This is a genomic window from Faecalibacterium faecis (assembly GCF_040096475.1).
Taxonomy (GTDB): Bacteria; Bacillota; Clostridia; order Oscillospirales; family Ruminococcaceae; genus Faecalibacterium; species Faecalibacterium taiwanense.
In genome coordinates this window covers 50,104-70,242 of the sequence record NZ_JBBMEP010000004.1, presented here as the reverse complement: position 1 = coordinate 70,242, position 20,139 = coordinate 50,104, and the positions used below count along the sequence as shown (strand labels likewise).

Genomic DNA, 20,139 nt, shown 5'->3' with positions numbered 1-20,139 from the left:
AGCGGGCCGCCTGCCCAACGGCAGACAGCCCACAGAAAAAGCTCTTACTTCTTTGCCAGATACTTGCGGATATCGATGGCCACAGCCACAATGATGACCAGGCCCTGAACGATGTAGGTGTAGGAGGAGTTCACGTTCATGAACTGCAGAGCCACCTTCATCAGCTCAAAGACCAGAACGCCGACCAGAACGCCGGGCACAGTGCCGACGCCGCCGGTGGTGGAAACACCGCCGATGGTGCAGGCTGCGATGGCGTCCAGCTCATAGCCCATTGCAGTGTTGACGGATGCGCCGCCGGACTTTGCAGCCAGCAGGCAGCCTGCCAGACCGAACATGCAGGAAGCCAGAATGTAGATGCGGATCTTGGTAGCATGCACGTTGACACCGGCCACCTCAGCAGCAGCTTCGTTGCCGCCGATGGCGTACATGTACTTGCCGTGGCGGGTCTTGTTGTACAGGAACCAGAAGCATGCAGCCACCACCAGTGCGATCCAGATCAGCACGGGCACACCGATGATGGTGTTGGAGGCCAGAGAGGTGAAGTTCTTGTTCAGGGAGCCGATGGGGGTACCGCCGGTGTACACCAGACAGATACCGTAGACCACCTGCTGCATACCCAAGGTAGCAATGAAGGGCTGCACCTTCAGGTAGCTGACCACCAGACCATTGCACAGACCCACGATGGCGCAGATGGCAATGACCAGAATGAACACCACGGGGGTGGACAGGGTGGGCATATTGGGGTAGAACTTGCCGGAAGCGCCTTCGGTCTGCGCAAAAATGCAGGCCAGACATGCGGCAAAACCAGCCAGACGGCCAGCGGACAGGTCGTTACCGGTGGTGATCAAACAGCCGGAAATGCCCAGAGCGATGATGTAGCGGATGGACACGTTCTTGAACAGGTTGATCATGTTGGTGCCGGAGAAGAAGTTGGGGTGCATGATGCCAACGATCAGAGTGATGGCCAGCATCATCATGATAATGGCGTTGTTGCTGAGCCACTTGCCCACAGCCTTGCCATTCAATTTTTTGGTAGCTTCCACGATAGACAGCCTCCTTAATTACTGATTTGCCGCAGCTGCGTCAGGTGCGGTCTCGAACTGGGTAGCCAGCGCCATGATGTTCTCCTGCGTGGCATCCTTACCGTCGATAAAGCCGGTGATACGGCCATCGCACATGACCATGACACGGTTGGACATACCGATGATCTCGCTCATTTCAGAGGAGATCATGATAATGCTCTTGCCCTGCTTGGCCAGATCGGCGATGATGCAGTAAATTTCATACTTTGCACCGACGTCGATGCCGCGGGTAGGCTCGTCCAGAATGAGCACATCGGGGTTGTTGGCAAGCCAGCGGGCGATCAGCACCTTCTGCTGGTTGCCGCCGGAAAGGCTCTTGATCTGGGTCTTGGGGCTGGGCACCTTGATGGCCATCTTTTCCTTGTTGGTAGCCACCAGATCCAGGATCTTCTTGTTGTCCAGCATGATGGGGCCCTTGCGCAGGGCATCCAGCGATGCAATGGAGATGTTATCCGCAACACTCAGCACACCCATGATGCCGGTGGCACGGCGGTCCTCGGTCAGCAGAGCCACGCTCTTCTGGATGGCGTCGCGGGGCTGCTTGATGTTCACCTCTTCGCCCTTGATCCACACCTTACCGGAGGTATGGGCACGCAGGCCGAAGATGCCTTCCATCAGCTCGGTGCGCTGTGCGCCCACCAGACCGGCCACGCCCAGGATCTCGCCTTTTTTGACCTCGAAGCTGCAGTGGCGGAAGGAGCGGGGATGGATGGATGTAAAGTCCTCCACCTTCATCATCACCTCGTCCGAGGGATGGTTCTCCAGCGGGGGATACAGGTTCGACAGCTCACGGCCGACCATCTTTGCAATGATCTGCTCCTTGGTCATGTTGGCAACGTCCCACTTACCGATGTACTGGCCATCGCGCATGATGGTGACTTCGTCCGCGATCACCTTGATCTCGTCCATCTTGTGGCTGATATAGACCAGTGCCACGCCCAGAGCCTTCAGCTCGCGCATGATGCGGAACAGCGACTCAACTTCGTTTGCGGTCAGTGAGGAAGTGGGTTCGTCCAGGATCAGCACCTTGCAGTTTGCGGAAACAGCCTTTGCAATTTCCACCATCTGCATCTGTGCGATGCTCAGAGAGCCAAGCTTTGCACGGGGATTGATCTCCAGCTTCAGCTTTTTCAGCAGCTCCTCCGTATCCTTGTACATTTTGGCGTGATCCACCACCGTAACAGGGCCGTACTTTTTGGTGGGGTAGCGGCCCAGCCAGATGTTCTCGGCCACAGTACGTGCCGGAATCGGCTGCAGTTCCTGATGCACCATGGCAATGCCGCGGTTCAGTGCATCCAGAGGGGTGGTGATGGTAACTTTTTCGCCCTCGTATTCAATTTCGCCCTCGTCCATCTTGTAAATGCCGAACATGCATTTCATCAGGGTGGACTTACCGGCGCCGTTTTCACCCATCAGCGCCATGACCTTACCGGGGCGAAGCTCCAACTGGGCGTGATCCAGCGCTTTGACGCCGGGGAAGGTCTTGACCACGCCTTTCATTACCAGACGGTATTCTGACATTCCGCAGAGCCTCCTTGTCGTTTATCATCGGGCCGCAGAAAAACCTTTTTTCAAAACAAGGCGCGTGCGCGGAGAATATTTCTCGCACGCACGCGCTTTATAGCTTTGCTCAAGCCGTCAAGGTCCACTGCGCACCTTGCATTGTTTCAGGAAAACTTTGGTCTTACTTCGCGTACTCGGAAGCGTTGTCCTTGGTCACCTTCACATAGTCGACCCAGTAGTACTGCTCGACCTTGGAGCCTTCGACGTACAGCTTGGTAGCCTCAGCAGCTGCAGTAGCCTGACCCACGTCATCGTTCAGAACGGTACCGGTCATGTTGCCATCCAGAACGTCCTGAACAGCCTCAGCCAGTGCATCGACACCAACCAGATAGATGTCCTTGCCGACGGTGCGGTTAGCCTGCTGGATGGACTGCAGAGCGCCCAGTGCCATTGCGTCGTTGTTGCAGAAGACAACTTCGATCTTGTCGCCGTACTGAGACAGAGCGTTTGCAACGTCCTGCTGAGCGGTGGTCTGATCCCAGTTGTCCAGGTACTCGTACAGGCACTCAACTTCCTTGCCTGCATCGGTCAGGGCCTTGATGGAGTACTCGGTGCGGTACTGAGCATCGATGTTCTCGGGGTCGCCCTTGCACATAATGTAGGTGATCTTGCCGTCGCCGTTGATATCGCCCTGAGTCTCGGTCTCCAGGATCAGCTCGCCCTGATAAGTACCGGACTGACGTGCGTCAGCACCAACGTAGCAGCACTTGTCTGCGTAGGAGTCCAGAACGCTCTTGTCGGGCTCACGGTTGATGAAGACGATAGGAGTCTCAGAGGGCTTGACGGTATCAACGATGGTCTGTGCGGAAGTGGTCTGGACAGGGTTGATGACCAGCACGTCCACGCCCTGCTGCAGGAAGGTGTTGATCTGCTCGGTCTGGGTGTTCTGGTCGTTCTTGCCGTCCATGATGGTGACGGAGTAGCCCATGTCCTTCAGGTACTCTTCCAGATCGGAGCGGTACAGGGTCATGAAGTTATCAGCAAACTGATAGATGCACACGCCGATGTTGGCAGAGCCGTTGGTAGCAGCGGCAGAAGCAGCGGTGGAAGAAGCAACGCTGGAAGCAGCGGTGCTGGTGGAGGAAGAGCCGCCGCAGGCGGTCATAGCAGCAGTTGCGCCAACAACAGCAGATGCCTTCAGGAAGTCACGACGCGAAATCATTTTCATAATAATGTTCTCCTTCAATTCGTATCTCAGCATTTTCACAGGAGCAATCTTGCATGCACCTGTAATTCCTGTTCGTATTATACCCTTGCAGCACCCCACTGTTCAAGAGAACAAGTTCACAAGATTGAAGGAGTTCTTTTGTGCTATTTCAACAAATGCTTTTTGGGCTCGCCAATTTCTTTTCTCGAAACATCACAATTTTTCATACATTTGCAGCCTCCCTACAAAAGCAAAAAAATTATGTCATTTTTCTCTCAAAAAGATTACAAAATGTTGCATCGTCCGGTTTTTGCAGCTTTTTTATTTCTTGTATATCTTGAAAAATATTTTCAGGAATAGTTCATCCCTGTTCTTCCGCATTTTTTCGCCTCATTTCTGCAATTTTCTGCAAATCGCCTGCCATTCCCGGTTCCTACCGCCCGCCTTTTTGCAAAGAAAATGCCCGGAAGCTTTCCTGAGCCTCCGGGCATCCCGATCCGAGTATCTTTTACAGATGCAGCAGCATCTTTGCAATGTTGAAGTAGATCAGCAGCGTGGTGGTATCCACAATGGTGGTGATCAGGGGTGAAGCCATCACGGCCGGATCCACATGCAGCTTTTCTGCCGCCACCGGCAGAATGCCGCCGATGATCTGCGAGAGCAGGATGGTGCAGATCAAAGTCAGGCACACCACCAGCGCCACCGGAGCCGCGATGCGGTCAAACACCAGCAGCTTTACAAAGTTGCATACGGCCAGCGTGCCGCCGCACAGCAAGGCCACGCGGCTCTCGCGCCAGAGGATGCGTGGCAGATCGTGGGGCTGGATATCGCCCACCGCCATGCCGCGGATGATGGTGGAGGTGCTCTGGCTGCCCGCGTTGCCGCCTGCGTCGGTCAGCATGGGGATGTAGGCGGTCAGCACGGTCACAGCGGCCAGTGCGTCCTCGTATCCGCGGATGACCATGCTGGAGAAGGTGGCGCTGATCATTAAAAACAGCAGCCACGGTGCGCGGCTCTTGTACAGATCCCACATGCTCTGCTTGAAGTAGGGCTTGTCAGAGGGGCCGATTGCGTTCATCTTTGCAATATCTTCGCTGGCCTCGTCCTGCAGGATGCTGATGGCATCGTCAATGGTCACGATGCCCACCAGCCGGTTCTCGGCGTCCACCACCGGAATAGCCAGAAAGCCGTATTTCTCGAACAGGTTGGAAACATCCTCCTGATCGGTGGTGGTGCTCACGCTGACCACATTGGAATCCATCAGGTCCTTGATAGGCTCTTCTGTGTTCTTTGCCAGCACCAGCGCCCGCAGGGACACCACGCCGATCAGCCTGCGGCTGTCATCGGTCACATAGCAGTTGTTGATGGTCTCCTTGTCAAAGCCATTCCTGCGGATGGCCTCCATAGCTTGTGCCACGGTCATGTCCGGCCGCAGCTCCATCAGCTCGGTGGTCATCACGCCGCCGGCCGAGTCCTCCGGGTACTGGAGCAGCTCGTTGATCATGCGGCGGGTGGTGGGGTCGGCCTGACCCAGAATGCGCTTGACCACGTTGGCAGGCATTTCCTCCACAAGGTCGGTGGCATCGTCCACGAACAGTTCGTCCACAACAGCCTTCAGCTCGGTATCGGTCAGGCCGTCGATCAGCTTCTGCTGGGTCTCAGGGGCCAGTTCGGTGAACACATCTGCGGCCAGATCCTTCGGGCACAGACGGAACAGCACCGGGAGCTTTTCTGCAGGCAGATCCTCAAATACCGCCGCAAGGTCGGGCGCGGGCAGAGTTTCCATCACATCCCGCAGGCTCTGGTATTTCTTGGCATCGTCCAGATTTGCCAGCATGGTCTTGAGGGTATCGATCGAGATTTCAGACATAAAAAAGCTGCCTCCTTTTCAGTGGCAGCTCTCGTTTCTTCTTTTCAGGGAACGCAAACACGCACCGTGTGCATTCACACACAGCAGGGTCTGCGCAAAGCAGAAACGGCGGCTGCCATCATATAAAGTAATCGGGGAGAAAGACTGCTGCTACTGCCAGCAGGTTCCATGACAACCACCTCGTTTTCCTGTTGTAAAAAGACACTTTTTGCCTTTTCCGCCCATTACTTTACCACTGCTTTTTTGCCGCGTCAACCCTGCTTTTTAAATTTTTCCGTTTCTTTACAAAAAGTAAAAGTGCCCGATGACATTTTTCGTATCATCAGGCACTTTTATCCTGTCAGAGCATGTCCCGGGCGGGATGGAAGGCTCTTTGCTTACAGGGTCTCTACCGTATCAAACAGTTCTTTTGCGGCTTCCACAGCATCCTTGCTGCCAAACACCACCCGCACGCCGTTTGCCATGGCGGCACCCAGCTCTGCGGCCTGCTCCTTCAGCAGGGCGGCATCCACCGCACACAGGGCCTTGCGGTCTGCCGCCATCATTTCATCAGTGATGCCGCAGAAATACCGACGATCCGTCTCGCGGGCCTCAGCACGCGGCTTGCGGGGGGTGTCCAGCTTGGCCACAGTACCCACAATAAAATCGTTCAGGTCTTTTTCGGTGTACTCCCGTGCTGCCAGTTCTGCCGGACCTTTTGCAAAGGTGTCATAGCTTTCCTTTACATGGGGGTCGCGGTAGGTGTACAGGTATTCCACGCCGTCCGAGGAGAGCATTCCGGTGCCGTAAGCGCCGCCCACCTCGCGGATGTTGTGCCACAGGTATTCGTAGCTCATCACGCGGGCCAGCGCCTTGCGGTCGCTGCGGCGCTCCATGGGCCATACCTGTACATCGTAGTTCACACCGCCGTCAATGATAAACGCTTCGTTCACCGGCGGTGTCAGCGGCTCCACATAGGGCTTTGCCGCAGCGCGGACCTCGGCAGCAAAGCGGCTGTCCGGCAGCAGAGTGCGCAGCTTTGCAAGGGCATCCTCGCTGCCGTACAGGCTGACCGTCAGCTCCGCGTGCTGCAGCACCTCTGTGCGCAGGGCATCCAGCTTTTCGCCCAGTGCTGCCCAATTGCCGCGCTCCTGCACGCCGCACAAGAACTTGTAATAACTCACACCGCTGCAGCGTTCACTCACCGCACCGTCCACCGTGTAGTGGGCACTGGCGCGGGTGGCTGCGTATACATTGCCCTGCTGGATGAACTGCTGTTCCATGTTCAACTTCTGCTGGCTCAGCACCCGTGCAAAAGCAGCTTCTGCCGCCGGGCCGGTAAGGATGGTATCATACAGCCATTCGCCGCCCAGCTCCACAGCCTTTTCCAGACTGCGTTCCAGCAGGCTCAGGCACAGGCTCAGCTTGGCATGGCAGGGTGCACCCTCCTGCCGCCCAGTCCAGATGTCCAGCTGGGTGCGGCTGTCGCCCAGCCATGTGCTGCGCAGAGTGTTCAGTTGCTGAGCGGTGTGTTCGGTGCTGTCCAGCTCGTCCAGCACATCGGTCAGCAGGTCCAGATACGGCATGTCCTCAGGCTTCACATTACCGAGGTCATAGTAGAAGTTCAGGTACAGGCTGCCTGCCGAAGGGTGATGCACCAGCTGCGCACCGGCCAGAAGTTCCCGCTCACCTGGGGCCGTCCTTGCTCCGTCGCCAAGGTCGGCAACGGTCAGCGGGTGCTCCAGCACAAGCTTGCCGTCGGTGCGGATGGGTTCGCCCTCCTCCTTTTTAGGCAGGGTGGGCACCTGCACCACCTGCACCGGAGCCGGTGCAAACAGCTCACGCAGCAGCTCATCGAACCAGCCATCGGCCAGCTTTTCCCGCAGGGAAGCAAACAGCCTGTCCGTGTGCAGCAGCAGAGTGGGGTCGCCGGTGTGCAGCCAACCGGTGGAAGCGTTGATGGCATCCAGCACGCCGTCTGGCAGGGTGCCCGGGCGCTCCAGCGATGCAAACTCTGCTGCGTTCAGCGAAGCCAACAGCAGTTCCTGCGGGATGCCCTCGGCCAGAATGCCGTCTACCGCCTTGCGCACAGCGGCAGCGAACTTGCGGGCGCTCTCCTCGGTGGCACCGCGCAGCACCAGTTCCAGCACCGGCTGCAGGGTGCTGTCGTCAAAGCCAATGTCAATATCTGCGCCCAGCTTTTCGGCCAGCAGCGCCGCCTTCAGCGGGGAGTTATTGGTGCCAAGCAGGGCATCCAGCAGGATCTCCACGCCCAGCTGCCGCTCCCGGTCTGCAAAGGCACCGGTGTACCATGCCAGAGCACACTGCACCTCGTCCGGCTCCGGGTTTTCGGTATAGTAGGGCAGTTCCACGCAGGCACCCGCCTGCTCGTGCTGCACGGTCAGCTGCGGACGGCTGGTGCCCTTGGGCATTTTTGAAAGATAATCCCTGTCCAGCAGTTCCAGCTTTTCAGCCATATCCATTTTGCCATAGAGGGTAATGCAGCAGTTGTCGGCGCTGTAGTGGCGGTGATATACCCGCTTATACTTTTCATAGGTCAGCGCCGGGATGCTGGCCGGGTCGCCGCCGGAAACAAAGCCGTAGGCCGTATCCGGGAACATGGCCCGTTCCAGTGCATTTTCCAACTGAGCATCCGGTGCAGCCAGAGCGCCCTGCATCTCGTTGTACACCACTCCGCTCACGGTGCCGTCGGCACTGCGGTGCCAGCCCTCCTGCTCAAACACGCTCTTATCCACCATAGCCAGCGGGCAGAACACCGCGTTCAGGTAGACATCCATCAGGTTTTTGAAGTCGGTCTCATTGGGCGTAGCGAACGGGTAGACCGTCTTATCCGGGAAGGTCATCGCATTCAGGAAAGATGCCATGCTGCTTTTGAGCAGCTGCAAGAACGGCGAGGTCACCGGGTATTTTTCGCTGCCTGCCAGCACCGAGTGCTCCAGAATGTGGAACACGCCGGTGTCATCGGACGGGAAGGTGCCAAAGCCGATGCCAAACGCCTTGTTGGTATCCTCATTTTCCACCAGCAGCACCGTGGCACCGCTCACATCGTGGGTAAGCACGGTCAGGGTTCCGTGCTGTTCAGGGCAGTCCTCGGTACGCACGAGGGTATAACCGGGAAATCGTTCCATTTCGTTTTCTCCTTTGCGGTTTTGAAATCATTGCCTCTATTGTATCATTCGCCGCTCAAAAAGACAATTACCGGTTTGTTAATTATAACCAGAAGGACGATTTAAAATGGCCTCCGTTACACTCTGGCCATATTCAGCGGAAATTTTATTTTTATTTCGCATTTGTCGCGGCCTGCGGGCCGCTCCAAACGCACTTTCACGAATAGAGTCGCTGCCGAAAACTGCATCTTTACTGCGTAATGGCAACAATATGCCGTTTGCCGTCACGCCCCCCTTCCCGTGAAAAAGGAAACAAGCCGGCCCCGCAGGGCTGGCTTGTTTGCAAAATTATAAAATAATATTTCCTCTGATATTGCCAAAGCGAAAGCATCGACAATTTTAAATCGTATTTTTTACACCTGTTTTGCGCCCTCAGTCCGGCAGGACACCCGGAACAGCACAAAGCCCACTGCAAACAGCAGCGCCAGCATCCCAATGCCCACATTGGCGCTGCCGGTCAGCTGGCTGCCCACGCTCACGATCATGGTGCCAAGGAAGGACGCGCCCTTGCCGCAGATGTCGAACAGGCCAAAGTATTCGCCGGATTTTTCAGCCGGGATGATCTTGGCAAAGTGGCTGCGGCTCAGTGCCTGCACGCCGCCCTGGAACATGCCCACCAGCACGGCCAGTATCCAGAACTGCCACTGGCTGGTCAGGAAGAAGGCAAACACCGCAATGCCGGTGTAGGCCGCGATGCAGACCGGGATAAGCTGGCTGGACGGGTATTTTGCACTCAGCCGACCAAAGATCAGCGCCGAAGGGAAGGCCACGATCTGCGTTACCAGCAGGGCCAGCAAAAGGCCGGTGGTCTCCAGCCCCAGTGCCGTGCCGTAGGCGGTGGCCATATCGATGATGGTATACACGCCGTCGATGTAGCAGAAGAAGGCCAGCAGGAACCAGAACACCTGCTTATCCTCGCGCAGATGCTTGAGGGTGTGGCCGATACGCACAAAGCTCTGCCGGATGGCGTGCTGCTCTACCTCCACATAGTTGATCTGCTTATAGCTCCGCAGCAGCGGCAGGGTGGTGCTCAGCCACCACACAGCGGTGATGAGCAGCGCCACGGAAAGGGCGGTCATCTGGCTCAGGCCGATGGCCCCGCTGCCCAGCACCAGCGCCAGACACACCACAAAGGGCACGCAGCTGCCAATGTAGCCCCATGCATAGCCCTGCGAAGACACAACATCCATGCGTTCCGGGGTGGTCACATCGCCCAGCATGGAATCGTAGAACACCAGACTGCCCGAAAAGCCGATCTTTGCAAGGATGAAGATGATCAGGAACGGCAGCCATGTAGTGGCAAGGCCCATAGCACAGCAGCCTGCCACGCCCACGAACAGGCAGAGCATGAAGATGGGCTTTTTAAAGCCTCTGGTATCGGCCAGCGTGCCCAAAATCGGCCCCAGCACTGCCGTGATCACCGTGACCACCGAGCTTGCATAGCCCCAGTAGGCCAGATAGTTCACCGGACTCAATCCCCCGGCCTCGGCCAGCGCATTAAAGAAAATGGGCACCAGTGTGGCGATCATCAGCACAAAGGCCGAGTTGCCCACATCGTACAGGATCCATGACCGCTCCAGCGGGGTCACCTTGAATTTTTCATGTTTCATCTTGTTTCCTCTCGCACCGCCGGGCGGTGCCCCCTCTTTTTAGATTTCACCATTTAAAATGGCCGCCGCATTCGCTTTGGCCATCTACAGCGGAAATTTTGTTTTTATTTTCGTGTTTGTCGCGCTCTGCGGAGCGCTCCAAACACATTTTCACCAAAAGGGTCGTAGCGGGAAACAGCATCTTTCCCTGCTGGGCTGCATCAACTTGCTCAGAACTCCCCAAATGTATGGTCGTAGGCCTTATCCAGCGGCTCATCGGTATCCAGCTTTGCCACAAATTCCAGGATCAGCGTTTCTGCCAGTGGAAGCGCCTGCGCATACAGTTCTTCCAGCCGCTTGCCGCTCTCCACGCACTTCAGGTTCGGCTGCGGGTTTGCCACAAGTCCGTGCAGCATGTCGTATTTGCCCACCACCTTCATGCCTGTCAGCACCACCCAGCGCTTGACAGGATTGGACGCCTGCAGCAGCCTGTGCACTGAGATCATGCCCTTGAGCGAGTCCAGCGCCACCTGCTCCGAGATGCCCTCGTAAAAGGGCGCGATTGCCTTTGCATTCTGTTCCGACGGGTGGATATGGCTGGCTGTGAAAAACTTCAGCGGGTCGTATCCGTCCCGGCGCAGCAGCATGTTGTCAAACTCGGTCTCGATCTCGCAGTGGGTCACGCCGCTTTCCCGGGTGAACTGCTCCACATACGGGTGGCAGGTGCTGTCCAGCGCAAAGTGGCACACAAAGCCCAGCGCATATGCCAGCGCAGCATCCCGGTCTGCCTCGCAGTGCACCACCCTGCGCGCCCGGTCAAAAAAGGCCCGTCCCGGCTCCTCGTGCATGGCATTGCCCAGTGCACCCACCGGGTTGGACTTGGCAGCATGGTAATAAAACAGCAGGTCCGGCCCGTGCAGGCCGATATCATAAAGCTCACGGTTCTGTTCCAGCTGAGCACGCAGTTCATCCGGCAGATGTTCCAGCACATTGGTGCCAAAGCGGCGGTGCGCATAAGTTGACGGCATGGCAGATTCCTCTCTTTCTCTCCGACAGGGTGCACAAAACGTCCCCCAGTTTTTGCGTTCTGTTTCAGTATAGCAGAAAGTTTCCCGACCTTCTACCCTTTTACGTCTGATTTTGGTAAAAAATTTGAATTATTTTGTGTTTTCGGCCAGTGGGCAGGCCGCGCAGCAAAAAAGGCACAGCCATCTGCAGACAGCTGTGCCTTCTCCCTTAAAATTCAGACTTTTTCGTAGCCCTGCGGCATCTCGTTTTTCCGGTTGCGGTCCATCAGGGTGCGCAGCGCGTCGCTGGCGCTCATGCCCTCCTTCACGATGGCGTTCACCGTCTGCACAATGGGCATTTCCACATTGTACTTTGCTGCCAGTTCCATAGCGGCAGGCAGTGCATTGATGCCCTCCACCACCATGCCGACCTCCTTCACGGCCTGCTCCGGGCTTTTGCCCTTGCCGATCAGAATGCCCGCACGATTGTTGCGGCTGTGCATACTGGTCGCCGTCACGATCAGGTCGCCGATACCGGCCAGACCCGCAAAGGTGTGGATGTTGCAGCCCATGGCCACGCCCAGCCGGGCGATCTCGGCAATGCCGCGGGTGATGAGGGCTGCGCGGGCGTTATCGCCGTAGCCAAGGCCGGTGGAGATGCCAACACCCAGCGCAATCACATTCTTCAGCGCGCCGCTCAGCTCCACGCCCTTGATGTCGGCGTTGGTGTACACACGCATACAGGTGTTGCTGAACACATCCTGCACATACTCGGCAGCGGCTTCATCCGGGCAGGCCGAAACGATGGTGGTGGGCATGTCCAGCGCCACCTCTTCCGCATGGGTCGGGCCGGAAAGGGCCACCAGCTTTACCCCCTTGGGGCCGCCCTCACGGTTCAGCTCATCGGCGATGACCTCGGTCATGGTATATAAGGTTTCCGGCTCCATGCCCTTTGCAACGTCCACAAGGATCTGGCCGTCCGGGATGTAAGGCCGGGCCTTGGCCGTGGTGGAGCGCACAAATACCGACGGCACTGCAAACAGCAGCACATCCTTGCCGGTGCACACTTCCTCAATGCTCTTGGTAAACTGCAGCTCTTCCGGGATCTTCATGCCCGGCAGATTGGGGTGCACCCGCGTAGCGGAAAGGTTCTCCACCTCAGCCGGAAGCGCCGACCACACCTGCACATCATTGCCGCTGACACACAGCATCCGTGCCAGAGCCATGCCCCAGGTACCTGCACCCAGAACGCCAATTTTTTTCTTCGTCACGTTCGTGTCCTCCGTGTCTGCACCGCGCAAAGGGCACTGCACCCTCTGCGGTGAATTTGCGCCTGTGCCGGGCCAAGCCCGGTGCGCGTTGTTATGTTCATTGTACACGAAAGCCGGTGCGCCGTCAACCGCTTGCCGCATTGCACAAAGTTTTCCAGATGGGTCGTCCGTTTTTGTACACATCACGCGTTTTGAGCAAACCGTTTGCACTCCATCCGGATTCATGCTATAGTATTCTGGTAGGTTTTGTAGGAATTTTAGAAAAAGCCCTTGACTTCAAGCGCACTCCAAGCCTTATAATACCTTTGTTCTTACAATTTACAGAGTATTTGAATACCGTTCTGAGGGAACATTTTTCATGTTTGAAGCATTTCTTTCCAACCGTACGGTCAGCGTGCTGGCGGAGGCCCTGCCCCGTATCCTTACGGCAGGCCTTACCATGACCATCCCGCTCACGCTGGTCTCCTTCTTTTTTGCCATGATCATTGCCGTGGCCGTTGCGCTGGTGCAGTACGCCAATGTGCCGGTGCTGCGGCAGATCGCGCGGTTCTACATCTGGGTCATCCGCGGCACACCGCTGCTGGTGCAGCTGTTCATCATCTTTTATGGTCTGCCCAGCGTGGGCATCATGCTGGACGCTTTCCCTGCTGCGGTCATCGCCTTTGCCTTCAACGAGGGTGCCTACTGTGCCGAGACCATGCGCGGCGCACTGGAAAGCGTGCCGCAGGGCCAGCTGGAAGCCGGTTACTGCGTGGGCATGAGCTGGTGGCAGATCATGCGCCGCATCGTGCTGCCGCAGGCCCTGCGCACCGCAGTGCCCGCCCTCTCCAACTCGCTCATCGGCATGATCAAGGACACCTCGCTGGCGTCCAATATCACAGTAGCCGAGCTGTTCATGGCCGGTCAGCGCGTGGCCGCCCGCACCTACATCTTCCTGCCCATCTACTGTGAGGTGGCCGTGGTGTATCTGCTGTTCTGCACGGTCATTACCAAGCTGCAGTCACTGCTGGAGCGTCGGCTCAACGCCCACGGCTTCCAGTAAGAAAGGAGTGTGGCAACCATGTCCATGTTAGAGATCAAAAACGTCCACAAATCCTTTTTCACCTACACAAAGCCCCGCCTGCAGGCAGGCATCTTCCACCGGCCCGGTGCACGCAAAGTGACCAGCGAGCTGCAGGTGCTGCGCGGCGTGGACCTGACCGTGGAAAAGGGCGATGTAGTGGCCATCCTCGGCCCCTCCGGCTCCGGCAAGACCACCCTGCTGCGCTGTCTGAACTTTCTGGAGACTGCCGACGCAGGCCAGCTCACCTTTGACGGCGAGACGTTCGACCTTGCCCAGGCCAGCCGTGCCGACATTGCCCGGCTGCGCAAAAAGACGGCCTTTGTGTTCCAGAGCTACAATCTGTTCCGCAACAAGACTGCCCTGCAGAACGTGACCGAGGGCCTCATCATTGCCCGCAAAATGCCCAAAGAGCAGGCGGATGCCGTTGGCATGAAGATGCTGGAAAAGGTGGGCCTTGCCGACCGAGCCGACTACTATCCGCGCCAGCTTTCCGGCGGCCAGCAGCAGCGCGTGGCCATTGCCCGTGCGCTGGCATCTGACCCGGAGATCATCTATTTTGACGAGCCGACTTCGGCCCTTGACCCGGAGCTGACTGGCGAAGTGCTGGCCGTGATGCGGCAGCTGGCCGAAGAGGGCATGACCATGCTGGTGGTCACCCACGAGATGGGCTTTGCCCGCAATGTTTCCTCCAAGACCGTTTTCATGGAGAACGGCGTGGTAGTGGAGCAGGCTCCCTCGCATGAGTTTTTCGCTAACCCCAAAGAGGAGCGCACCCGCGAATTTTTGCGGAAGATCGCTCACACCGAGTGAGGTTTAACCAACTCCCCCAGTCTGCTTCGCAGACAGCCCCCTCCGGGATGGGGCCTTTGGCAAAACCAGAAAGTCTCCCTCTTTGCCTGAAGGAGTTTATTTCACAAATATTTTTATAGAGGAAAGGGAATCCAACTATGAAACGCAGAACCTTTATTTCTCTTATGAGCGTCATGGCCGCTGCCGGTGTGCTGACTCTGTCCGGCTGCTCCAATTCTTCCGGCAGCACCGCTGCTTCCGGCACGGCCGCCTCTGTGGCTCCTGCTGCCGGCGACCAGCTGTCCAACATCCAGTCCAGCGGCAAGCTGATCGTTGCACTGGAAGGCGCATGGCAGCCCTGGAGCTACCACGACGAATCCGATACTCTGGTGGGCTACGATGTGGAAGTCTCCCGCGCCATTGCCGAAAAGCTGGGCGTGGAGCCGGAGTACGTGGAAAGCGACTGGGACAGCCTGTTTGCCGGTCTGGACGCAGGCCGCTACGACATCGTGTGCAACGGCGTGGAAGTGACCGACGAGCGCGCCAAGACCTATGATTTCACCGAGCCCTACGGCTACATCCACACTGCCCTTGCCGTCCGCAAGGATAACGACGAGATCACCAGCTTTGAGGACCTGAAAGGTAAGACCACCGCCAACAGCCTTGCTTCCACCTACATGGAACTGGCCGAGAGCTATGGTGCCACCGTACAGGGCATCGACACGCTGGAAGAGACCATCCAGCTGCTCACCGCAGGCCGCATCGACGCCACCCTGAACGCCGATGTTTCCTTCTACGACTACCTGAACGTCCATCCGGACGCAGATTTCAAGCTGGTGGCCCAGACCGAGGACGCTTCTCACGTTGCCATTCCTCTGCGCAAGGGCGATGCCAGCGCCACCCTGCTGGATGCCATCAACACCGCCATCGACGAGCTGCGTGCCGATGGCACCCTGAAAGAGCTGAGCGAGAAGTATTTCGGTCAGGATATTTCTGCGGAGAACTGAATCATTTGAATGCCCTCCGCTTTGCTCTGGGCCTTTTCAGCGGTAAATTTATTTTAATATTGCAACCCCCGGCAGACTGTGGTCTGCCGGGGTTTGCCTTTTCACGGGAAGGGCCATAACCGGCAAATGCATCAATCGCGTTTTTTCAGCTCTGCACATTCATTGCATCTGAATGCAAAAAGCTCTCCCTTTCGGGAGAGCTGGCATCGCGCAGCGATGACTGAGAGGGTTTTATTCGTGAAAATATGCGTAGATGATCTGTGCCGTCTGTTTACCCACGCCGGGGGTGTTTTCCAACTGGTCAGGCGTGGCTTCCTTCACGGCGGTCACGCTCTTGAACTGGGCCATCAGCGCCTTGGCCGTTTTGGGGCCGATGCCGGGGATCTCGGTCAGGGTGGAGGAATAACTCTTCTGCTTCATCTGCTGCTTGCGGTAGGCATTGGCAAAGCGATGGGTCTCGTCCTGAATGGCCGTGATGAAGGTAAAGGTGCCCCGGTTCATGTTGATGGCAATTTCCCGCCCCTCGCTGTCCACGATGGCACGGGTACGGTGGTGGTCGTCCTTCACCATGCCGTAGAGCGGCACATCCGCAAGGGCAGTCCCGGCCAGTGCTTCTTTTGCCGCGCTCACCTGCCCCCTGCCACCGTCCATCAAAAGCAGATCCGGCTTCTGCCCGAACCAGTTGCTGCAGGGCTCTCCCTTTTTTGCAAGCTCTGCGTACTTTTCGTACTCTGCCGCCCGCCGGGAGACGGTCTCTGCCAGCGATGCATAGTCGTCAGTGCCCGCAACGGTCTTCATCTTGAACTTGCGGTAGCCCGCCTTGTAGGGCTTGCCGTCCTTGAAGGTGACCATGCCGCACACGCTGGAGCCATCGCCCCAGTTGGAGATGTCGTAGCTCTCAATGGCACGGGGCGGCTTTGCAAGGCCCAGCACCTGCGCCAGCTCGTCCAGCAGCTTTTCCTCCCGGGCATAACGGCCGCTCTCCCGGGCAAGACGCTCCACCGCGTTGGTGTGGGCCATCTCCACCAGATGGGCCTTATCGCCGCGCTGGGGCACATATAGCTGCACCTCACTGCCGCGCTTTTCGTTCAGCGCCTGCTGCAAAGCGTCGCTGTCCGGCGGCAGCTCGTCCACCGCAATGATCTTGGGGATCTGCTCGTCATCCAGATAATACCGGGGCAGAAATTCCTCCCGCACGGCGGCAATGTCCGAGGTATCGTGGAACAAAAACTCCCGCTTATCGGTCAGCCGTCCGTCCCGGAAGCGCAGCACCGCCGCACACACGCTGTCCGGCGTGCCTGCCAGCGCCACCACGTCCATCTCCACATCCGGGTCCACAATGACCTTCTGCCCGGCGCTCACCTTGGTGATGGCTGCGATCTGGTCCCGCAGCAGCGCCGCCGTCTCAAATTCCAGCCGGTCCGAGGCCTCCTGCATCCGCTCATTAAGGATCTTCAGGATGTCCTTTTTGCCGTAGCGGATCAGGTGCACGGCGCTCTTGACGGCCTGATTGTAGTTTTCGCAGCTGATCCTGCCGCTGCACACTGCCATGCACTTGCCGATGTGCGCATTCAGGCAGGGACGTCCTTTGCCGATCTCCTGCGGGAAGCGCTTATTGCAGCGCGGCAGCAGAAAGGCATCCATGGCCGTTTCCGCCATCTGCCGGGCCGCAAAGCTGGAGGTATAGGGGCCGATATACTCGGCATCGTCCTCCTCCTTTTGCAGCACGAAGGAGAGCCTGGGCCATGGCTCCTTTGTCACCTTGATATAGCTGTAGCCTTTATCATCCTTGAGCAGGATGTTATACTTCGGCGTGTGGGCCTTGATCTGGCTGGCTTCCAGCACCAGCGCTTCAAACTCGCTCTGGCAGACGATCACGTCAAAGGCATAGGCATGGGCGATCATCTGGCTGACCTTGTTGTCGTGGGGCACGCCCTCGCGGAAATACTGGCTCACCCGGATGCGCAGCCGCTTTGCCTTGCCGATATAAATGATGGTGTCCGTCTTATCCCGGATGATATACACGCCGGGCAGCAGCGGCAGCATACAGGCTTTCTGATACAGTTCAGCTTTGGTCATGGATTCTCCTTGAAAAACAAAAAGCGGCAGGTTCCCCCGCCGCTCCATTTATAGACACAAATTACTCAGCAAAACCGGACTCCACCAGCTTGATCAGGCCGTCAACAGCAGCCTGCTCATCAGCGCCGTCAGCGATGATGCGGATGGTGGTACCGCCCACGATGCCCAGAGACAGAACGCCCAGCAGGCTCTTTGCGTTCACGCGGCGTTCTTCCTTCTCGACCCAGATGGAAGACTTGAACTCGTTAGCCTTCTGGATGAAGAAGGTAGCCGGACGAGCGTGCAGACCAACCTGATTTTCAACGGTAACTTCTTTCACGTACATAGTAAAGCGCTCCTATCTAATATCGTTTTGGGTATAGAATCTGTATCCTGTGCCTGTTGCGTTACGATTATTTTAGCGCAAGTCGAAACGGTTGTACAGCCCCCCGGCGCATTTTTGGCGGTTTCTCCAATGAAAAGCGGCCCATTTTTCATTATTTATACAAAGATAATAAAATTATTCCCCGAAGGTTAGAGGGTAGATACAAAAGTTTTCAACATTTTTTCGACCATCGGGCAATATCTCGGCCGTTTTTGTGCGTTTCCAGCACCATACCCTCTGGCCCGAGTATCCATTTTCGTGCCTTTTTCGCTGTCCGATGCACCTGCAGCTGCCGCCCGGAGTTACTTCTGTGCGCTGCCCTCGTACCGCATCCAGACCAAAGCACACTTTTTCACCACAGCCGGATATTGCTCCGGCGTGAACTCCAGCTCGGTGCCGCTGGTCAGCTTCCAGCCCATGCGGGTGTAAAGCGCTATGGCGCGGGTGTTGGTGTTCAGCACGCTCAGCACCGGGTGCTCGTGCTCGCTGAGCTTTTTGCGGGCAAAGTCCAGCATCTTCATGCCAATGCCCCTGCCGCGGGCTTTTTCAGTGACGAACAGATGTTCGATGTGCCCCACCTTGTGGTTGATGCTCACGATGCCGTCCGGCACATCCTTGGTGGTGTGCAGGTAGCACACCCAGCCTGCGGCCTTTTCCTGCCGCAGCTGCAAAAGATATTCTTCCTCGTTGAGGCTGGCACAGTATTCCGGGGTCCAGTTCTCGGCACAGGTGGTGCGGCGGCCCTCCACAAAGATGCGGGCGGCAGCAGCAAACTGCTCGTCGGTCTTGACAAGGCGCATGTTCTCGCCGCGCTTCCATTTGGGCAGCTCGGTCACAGGGTGGGTCTCACACCACTTCTCGTACAGCTCCGGGCGGCGCAGGCGGGTGCGCTCCCGGCTCTGTTCCCCGCGCCATGCATCGATTTTCTGGTGGTCGCCGCCCAGCAGCACCTGCGGCACGGCGCGGCCTTCCCACACCTCGGGGCGGGTGTACTGGGGATACTCCAGCAGGCCGTCCCAGTAGCTTTCTTCCTCGTAGCCCTTCTGCTCAGCCAGCACGCCGGGCTTCAGGCGCAGCACACTGTCCGCCACCACAAGGCTGGCCAACTCGCCGCCGGTGAGGATGTAGTCACCGATGGAGATCTCTTCATCCGCAAAAGCATCGATCACACGCTCGTCGATGCCCTCATAGTGGCCGCATACCAGTGTCAGATTATCGTACTGGGCCAGCCGCTTTGCGTGCTCCTCGGTGTAGCGCTGGCCGCCTGCCGTCAGGAACACGATATGCGGAGCCGGACGGCCCTGTGAAGCTACTTCCTGCTGCACAGCACGCAGGCAGTCTGCGATGGGCTGAGCATACAGCACCATGCCGCAGCCGCCGCCGTAGGGGTAATCGTCGGTCTGCTTCTGTTTGTTCAGGGTGTAGTCCCGGATCTGGTGGCAGTGGGTCTCAATAAAGCCCTTCTTTGCCGCGCGCCCGATGATGCTGGCATCCAGCACCTGCTGGCACATTTCCGGGAACAGGGTCACGATGTCCACACGCATTCCCATGGCTCACTCTTCCTCCCGTTCGCTGTCAAAGTCATCGTCCAGCAGGCCCGGAATGGGGGTGACGAGGAGATAGCCCTCCGGCGGGTTGCGCTCTTTCAAAAAAGCATCCACGCCCGGGAACATGTATTCCTTGCCGTTCGGTGCTTTGACGGTGTAGATATCCTGTGCACCGGGGTGATCCACGCTGGTCACAACGCCGTACACCCTGCCGGTGTCGGCATCCCGCACTTCGCACCCGATCAGGTCGGCCACATACCAGCGGCCTGCGGGCAGGGTGGCATCATTACGGTCAAAGTAGAATACCTGCCCCCGCAGCGCACGGGCAGCATCCATATCGTCCACGCCTTCCAGCTGCAGCAGAGCCATCTGGCCCTGTGCGCGGATGGACACGATCTTATAGGCCCTGCCGCCCTGTGCCGAGGGGTACAGCCTGCCCACCTTTTTCAGAAAGTTGACGCCGTCGCACCAAAGCTCCAGCTTCATTTCGCCGCGCACGCCGTGGGTGGTCACGACCTTGCCCGCTTCCAGATATTGCTGCATAATCTTGCTCCTATAATCAAAAAGGCCCCTTGCCGCAAGGGCAAAGGGCCT

General features: G+C 57.6%; 15 protein-coding genes. 3 read left to right on the top strand and 12 right to left on the bottom strand.

What is annotated here, in order from left to right; genetic code table 11:
- Positions 1 to 44: 44 nt before the first annotated feature.
- From WMO17_RS03025 to WMO17_RS02990, 8 genes are all read right to left on the bottom strand, one after another.
- Positions 45 to 1,043, bottom strand: a complete 999-nt coding sequence (locus WMO17_RS03025) for an ABC transporter permease subunit (RefSeq protein ID WP_120080912.1) — start codon at positions 1,041 to 1,043, stop codon at positions 45 to 47.
- A gap of 18 nt (positions 1,044 to 1,061) precedes the next feature.
- Complete coding sequence (locus WMO17_RS03020; RefSeq protein ID WP_349137454.1) at positions 1,062 to 2,603, bottom strand: sugar ABC transporter ATP-binding protein; 1,542 nt, start codon at positions 2,601 to 2,603, stop codon at positions 1,062 to 1,064.
- A 163-nt stretch (positions 2,604 to 2,766) separates the two neighbouring features.
- A complete protein-coding gene (locus tag WMO17_RS03015; protein ID WP_097775073.1) occupies positions 2,767 to 3,813 on the bottom strand; it encodes a substrate-binding domain-containing protein in 1,047 nt (348 codons plus the stop codon).
- Between the two features lie 487 nt (positions 3,814 to 4,300).
- Entirely contained in the window at positions 4,301 to 5,662 is a 1,362-nt protein-coding gene (mgtE, locus tag WMO17_RS03010) for a magnesium transporter (protein ID WP_349137453.1), read from the bottom strand.
- 377 nt (positions 5,663 to 6,039) lie between these two features.
- Positions 6,040 to 8,790 carry an insulinase family protein gene (locus WMO17_RS03005; protein WP_349137452.1) on the bottom strand — a complete coding sequence of 917 codons (2,751 nt, stop codon included), beginning with the start codon at positions 8,788 to 8,790 and terminating at the stop codon, positions 6,040 to 6,042.
- Positions 8,791 to 9,182: 392 nt separating this feature from the next.
- The gene (locus tag WMO17_RS03000) at positions 9,183 to 10,439 is read right to left on the bottom strand and encodes an MFS transporter (RefSeq protein WP_349137451.1); all 1,257 of its coding nucleotides are present in this window, start codon (positions 10,437 to 10,439) and stop codon (positions 9,183 to 9,185) included.
- A gap of 209 nt (positions 10,440 to 10,648) precedes the next feature.
- Entirely contained in the window at positions 10,649 to 11,446 is a 798-nt protein-coding gene (locus WMO17_RS02995) for a zinc dependent phospholipase C family protein (RefSeq protein ID WP_349137450.1), read from the bottom strand.
- 215 nt (positions 11,447 to 11,661) lie between these two features.
- Positions 11,662 to 12,837, bottom strand: a complete 1,176-nt coding sequence (locus tag WMO17_RS02990) for an NAD(P)H-dependent glycerol-3-phosphate dehydrogenase (RefSeq protein ID WP_353963375.1) — start codon at positions 12,835 to 12,837, stop codon at positions 11,662 to 11,664.
- A 217-nt stretch (positions 12,838 to 13,054) separates the two neighbouring features.
- Here WMO17_RS02990 and WMO17_RS02985 point away from each other — a divergent pair, with 217 nt between their 5' ends.
- The 3 genes from WMO17_RS02985 to WMO17_RS02975 all read left to right on the top strand — a co-directional run bounded on the left by WMO17_RS02985 (position 13,055) and on the right by WMO17_RS02975 (position 15,555).
- Entirely contained in the window at positions 13,055 to 13,738 is a 684-nt protein-coding gene (locus tag WMO17_RS02985) for an amino acid ABC transporter permease (RefSeq protein WP_097781520.1), read from the top strand.
- Positions 13,739 to 13,756: 18 nt separating this feature from the next.
- Positions 13,757 to 14,569: an amino acid ABC transporter ATP-binding protein gene (locus WMO17_RS02980; RefSeq protein WP_005944678.1), complete on the top strand. Its 813-nt coding sequence runs from the start codon at positions 13,757 to 13,759 to the stop codon at positions 14,567 to 14,569.
- Between the two features lie 137 nt (positions 14,570 to 14,706).
- Positions 14,707 to 15,555, top strand: coding sequence for a transporter substrate-binding domain-containing protein (locus WMO17_RS02975; RefSeq protein WP_120120608.1), 849 nt, complete (start codon positions 14,707 to 14,709; stop codon positions 15,553 to 15,555).
- 231 nt (positions 15,556 to 15,786) lie between these two features.
- Here WMO17_RS02975 and uvrC read toward each other — a convergent pair whose 3' ends face one another.
- The 4 genes from uvrC to rimM form a co-directional block, all read right to left on the bottom strand.
- The gene (gene uvrC / locus WMO17_RS02970; RefSeq protein WP_349137449.1) at positions 15,787 to 17,634 is read right to left on the bottom strand and encodes an excinuclease ABC subunit UvrC; all 1,848 of its coding nucleotides are present in this window, start codon (positions 17,632 to 17,634) and stop codon (positions 15,787 to 15,789) included.
- Between the two features lie 61 nt (positions 17,635 to 17,695).
- Complete coding sequence (locus WMO17_RS02965; protein WP_005920365.1) at positions 17,696 to 17,959, bottom strand: HPr family phosphocarrier protein; 264 nt, start codon at positions 17,957 to 17,959, stop codon at positions 17,696 to 17,698.
- A 341-nt stretch (positions 17,960 to 18,300) separates the two neighbouring features.
- Positions 18,301 to 19,548, bottom strand: coding sequence for a tRNA (guanosine(37)-N1)-methyltransferase TrmD (gene trmD / locus WMO17_RS02960; RefSeq protein ID WP_154256038.1), 1,248 nt, complete (start codon positions 19,546 to 19,548; stop codon positions 18,301 to 18,303).
- A gap of 3 nt (positions 19,549 to 19,551) precedes the next feature.
- Positions 19,552 to 20,088, bottom strand: a complete 537-nt coding sequence (rimM, locus tag WMO17_RS02955) for a ribosome maturation factor RimM (RefSeq protein WP_005944690.1) — start codon at positions 20,086 to 20,088, stop codon at positions 19,552 to 19,554.
- Positions 20,089 to 20,139: the final 51 nt, after the last annotated feature.